2 protein-coding genes and 3 pseudogenes are annotated in these 4,092 nt (G+C 66.3%); 4 read left to right on the forward strand and 1 reads right to left on the reverse strand.

Going from position 1 to position 4,092, the window contains the following annotated elements; genetic code table 11:
* Window positions 1-130: 130 nt before the first annotated feature.
* Window positions 131-295 (reverse strand): annotated as a pseudogene (locus FMEAI12_RS38125) (RNA-guided endonuclease TnpB family protein); the annotation flags it as partial.
* 256 nt (window positions 296-551) lie between these two features.
* Here FMEAI12_RS38125 and FMEAI12_RS14280 point away from each other — a divergent pair.
* From FMEAI12_RS14280 to FMEAI12_RS39910, 4 genes and pseudogenes are all read left to right on the forward strand, one after another.
* Entirely contained in the window at window positions 552-2,318 is a 1,767-nt protein-coding gene (locus FMEAI12_RS14280; RefSeq protein WP_146776705.1) for a sensor domain-containing diguanylate cyclase, read from the forward strand.
* A 340-nt stretch (window positions 2,319-2,658) separates the two neighbouring features.
* Window positions 2,659-3,498: an SAM-dependent methyltransferase gene (locus tag FMEAI12_RS14285; protein WP_112106402.1), complete on the forward strand. Its 840-nt coding sequence runs from the start codon at window positions 2,659-2,661 to the stop codon at window positions 3,496-3,498.
* Between the two features lie 210 nt (window positions 3,499-3,708).
* Window positions 3,709-3,877, forward strand: a pseudogene (locus tag FMEAI12_RS38130) (IS3 family transposase); the annotation flags it as partial.
* Window positions 3,878-3,994: 117 nt separating this feature from the next.
* Window positions 3,995-4,092 (forward strand): annotated as a pseudogene (locus FMEAI12_RS39910) (IS5/IS1182 family transposase); the annotation flags it as partial.

Genomic DNA, 4,092 nt, shown 5'->3' on the forward strand with positions numbered 1-4,092 from the left:
CCTACCCCGCACGGTTCAGCCGCAGGCCACGGCCACCCCGCCTACCCGACACCGCGTGGATCAACCAGCCAGACCCACAGCCAGTCGACTAACAACCCACTGTCTCGCTTGACTTGACAACTACCGCTTCGGACCAGCGACGGCTGGGGTGACGAACATCCCACTGGCGGCCCCAGGCACGAACGATCCGGAAACCCTCGCGCTGCCCGCGTTTCCGGAACAACGGCTTCCGGTGGGTGCCCTGGAGGAAGTTTGCCATGGCAGTGTCGAAGTCACGGAGCGCCTGCTGCTGGACGATCAAACGCCGGTGCGTCCTCGGCGGTCTGCACGATGGCGGACTCCGCCGATGCAACAGCGCCGTCCTGCTTGCCGAGGCGCAGGGCGGCGTCACGCGTTACGCGCCTCGGGGGCTGCCGGATTGCGCGGCCCTCCGGCGAACGCCCGACCTATGTCCAACTACAGCAGTTGACACCAGTGCATACTGTTGGACCGCATCACATTCGGTATGCCGGGTACAGGCGGGTTCGTCCGGCCTTCGGTCAAGATAGGTGGTGGGCGCTGTGGTGCGACAGGGGGGAGAAGGTTCGGGTCTGTTCGACCTGATGGAGATCGGGCTGGGCATCATTGGGGTCGCCGATTATCGGGTGCGCAGGGTGAACCAGGCCACCTGCCGGATCCTCGGACGGAACGAGGATGAACTCGTTGGTGTCCGGTGGGAGACGCTGGTCCATCCAGATGACTGGGAGGCTCACCTGGCAGAAGCGCGACAGAACCAGACCGCTGGCCAGAACCACTGGCAGGGTGTCGTCCGCTTCGTGCAGCCGAGCGGGTCTGTCGTGCACGTTCTGGCGACGTCGATGATCCTGACCGACGACGTGGCCCCCGCGGAAGCCGAACGGCCCTATTTCCTCGTCCAGTTCCAGGATCTCAGCCAGCAGTTGGCGTCGCACCGCCACCTTCGGCTCGTCATGGAAAACACCCCAGTCACCCTGGCCCTGGTCGACAGGGACGGCTGCGTCCTGTTCAACGAGGGTGCGATAGGCGAAGACGCGGTCCGACGCCTGGAGATCGCGCGGCGGCGCAGCATCTTCGAGGTCTTCCGAGATCTACCTGATGCCCTGGATCTGACCCGCCGAGCGCTGGCAGGCCAGCGCGCCTGCGGCGTCTTCTCCGCCTACGGACACTGGTACGAATCACAAACGGTTCCGATCTGCGATGCGCAGGGTGTCGTGCAGTCGGTCGCCATCGTGTCCCACGACGTGACCGAGCGGGAGATCGCACTGGCCGAGCTGCGCGTCCGATCCGCTGAACAGGCACTGGTAGCGGAGATCGGGCGGTGCGCGCTGGGCAGCCCCGATCCGGCATCTCTCTGGCATCAGGCGACGACAGCGATCTCAGGCCACCTGTGTGCCGATCAGGTGACTATCAGGGCGGCCGATCCGCACTCCGGTCTACCACACGTCGTTGCCACGGCTGGTTCGGCGGCACCGTATTACCCGTCCCCCCCACCGTCAGCCGCGCCGGACGGGACGGCGCTCGCGGGCAGCCGTACCGACCCGCCCCGTGGGATCGCGGCGGACAGCACGTCCTCATCCCTGACCATCCCGATCGGCCAGCCCGACAACCCCGGCGCTCTGCTCACCATCGACCGCCGCAACCCCGATTCCTTCGCGCGGCATGAGGTGATGTTTCTCGAAATGGTGGCGACCGTGCTGGCAGCGGCCGACGAGCGCTTCCGCATCGAACGTGACGCCCAATATCAGGCCCGGCACGACGGGCTCACCGGGCTACCGAACCGAACCGCGTTCCTGGACCGCCTGCAGCGGACCCTGACCCGTGCCGGACACGACCGCCGTCGCACCGGGCTCCTGTTTATCGACCTCGACAACTTCAAGAGGGTCAACGATTCGTATGGTCACCAGACCGGCGACGACCTGCTCCGCGAGGTGGCCGCCCGGCTCCAGCGGGCCGTCCGTCCCGAGGACAGCGTCGCCCGCCTCTCCGGTGACGAGTTCGCTGTGCTCTGCGACCGCGACCCCGCGTTACCCGACGTCCAGGCCATCGCCCGGCGCATCGTCACCACCCTCGCCGCCCCACGGATCGTTCTCGCCGGCCAGCCGATCACGGTTGCCGCCAGCATCGGGATCGCACACTCCGACGGCCAGCCCATCGACGCCGACGAATTCCTGTGTACTGCCGACATGGCGATGTACGCAGCGAAGCGGCAGGGTCCAGGTCGCTTCCTTGTCTTTGACGAGTCGATGCGGACTCACATTCGCCGCCACTTCAACACAAGAACAACAGCCAGCGAACGCTGACCGCCGCCAGGCGGCAAATCGCAACATGCGGCAATCGAAAAGCGCAACAGGCCGTCGGCCGCGGAGCTCAAGCTGCCGCGTCGCCCGAGAACGGCTCACGGCGCGCCACAGCGTCGACCCTGCCTGCGGTTACCGACACGAGGCCGATCGTGGCACACCCACCACCACGCCACACGCCATCACCACGTCGCCCACCTACCAGTACGGTCTGCGGACGAAGCACCGTAGTCTGGGAGGCCTCGACTCTTGGTTGCCTCCCGGCGGCATCCTAGGCCACCCGGCCCACAGCGAGCGCGGAGAGATAACCTGAACATCACTGATGATGTTGGGAGGGCGGGGCGTGAGCGACACTCCGACGGGTCACCGTCGCTGGAAGACCCTGGTAGACAAGGTGGACACGGTCGAACTACGGACCGATGCCCCGCACTCTGCGCGCATGTACGACTACTATCTTGGCGGGAAGGATAATTTCCCGGCCGACAGGGAAGGCGCCGAACAAGCTATCGCCGTCTTCCCAACTTTGCGTGATGCCGCTCGAGAGAACCGGGCCTTCCTGGTCCGCGCGATCCGGTATCTGGCCGGTGAGGTGGGTATCCGGCAGTTCCTGGACATCGGGACAGGCATCCCGACCAGCCCGAACCTGCACGAGGTCGCCCAGGGCATTGCCCCGGACGCCCGAGTGGTCTACGCCGACAACGACCCGATCGTCCTTGCCCACGCCCGGGCGCTGCTGACCAGCACCCCCGAAGGTCGCACTGTCTACCTCGACGCCGATGTACGCAACGTTGATCAAATTCTGGCCGCCCCGGCGCTGCGCGACACTCTCGATTTGACCCGCCCTGTCGCGCTGTCTCTTCTCGCAGTCTTGCCCTTTGTCGAGGGCGACGCACCCTACACCATCGTCCGCAACTTCCTCGATGCTCTTCCCGCTGGCAGCTACCTCGTCCTCAGCCACGGCACCGCCGACCTCGATCCCAACGCTCAACGCATCGAGACCAGCTACCGTGAGCGGGGCCTGGAGTGCCAGTTCCGTAGCCGCGCGGAGGTGGAGCGACTGTTCGACGGACTGACGCTCGTCGATCCAGGAGTGCAGGTCATCCACCGGTGGCGCCCTGACGGCACCGCAGATCACCTCTCCGATGCCGAGATCTGCGGCTACTGCGGGGTAGGACGCAAGTAGCCCACAGGGGCTCTGTTGCTCCCGGTAGCGGGACCCCGTGGCGACGGCCGGGCAGATCAGGCGGTGAGTCGAAGTGCGCTGGCCCCTCCGTGTCAGCCTCGGGTGAGACACCCGATGGGTGCGGGTTGGCTACAGAGGGCGTGCTCGGAGATCCTCGTGTTCGTGGAGTCAGAGTCCCCGGAGCACCCTGGCGGGTCGTCGTCTCGGCGTGATCCCGCTCCTCGTCCGTCGCGGCGGGTGTTCAACGCGGCGTACAAGCTGCGGATCGTCGCCGAGTACGAGAGCCGCTCCGCATGGAGAGAAAGGCGCGATCCTGCGGCGGGAGGGTCTGTTCTCCTCGCATCTGGTGGAGTGGACCCGGGCCCGCGACGCGGGAGCCTTGGGAGGAAGGCCCCGACCCTGTGGGGTGTCAGAACTGGGCCATCGGCGCTGACCTGGGGTTTTAGAGCGTGTCTTGTGTGGCGGCTCTGCGGGTACATATCTGATCATGGATGTGATGGAGAGCAGCCTCGCTCTGCGGCTGGTCCCGGACGATCTGTGGGAGCTGGTGGAACCGCTGCTGCCCCGGTTCGAGACCCGCCACCAGGGTGGTGG

Source organism: Parafrankia sp. Ea1.12 (assembly GCF_900465275.1).
GTDB classification, from domain to species: Bacteria; Actinomycetota; Actinomycetes; order Frankiales; family Frankiaceae; genus Parafrankia; species Parafrankia soli.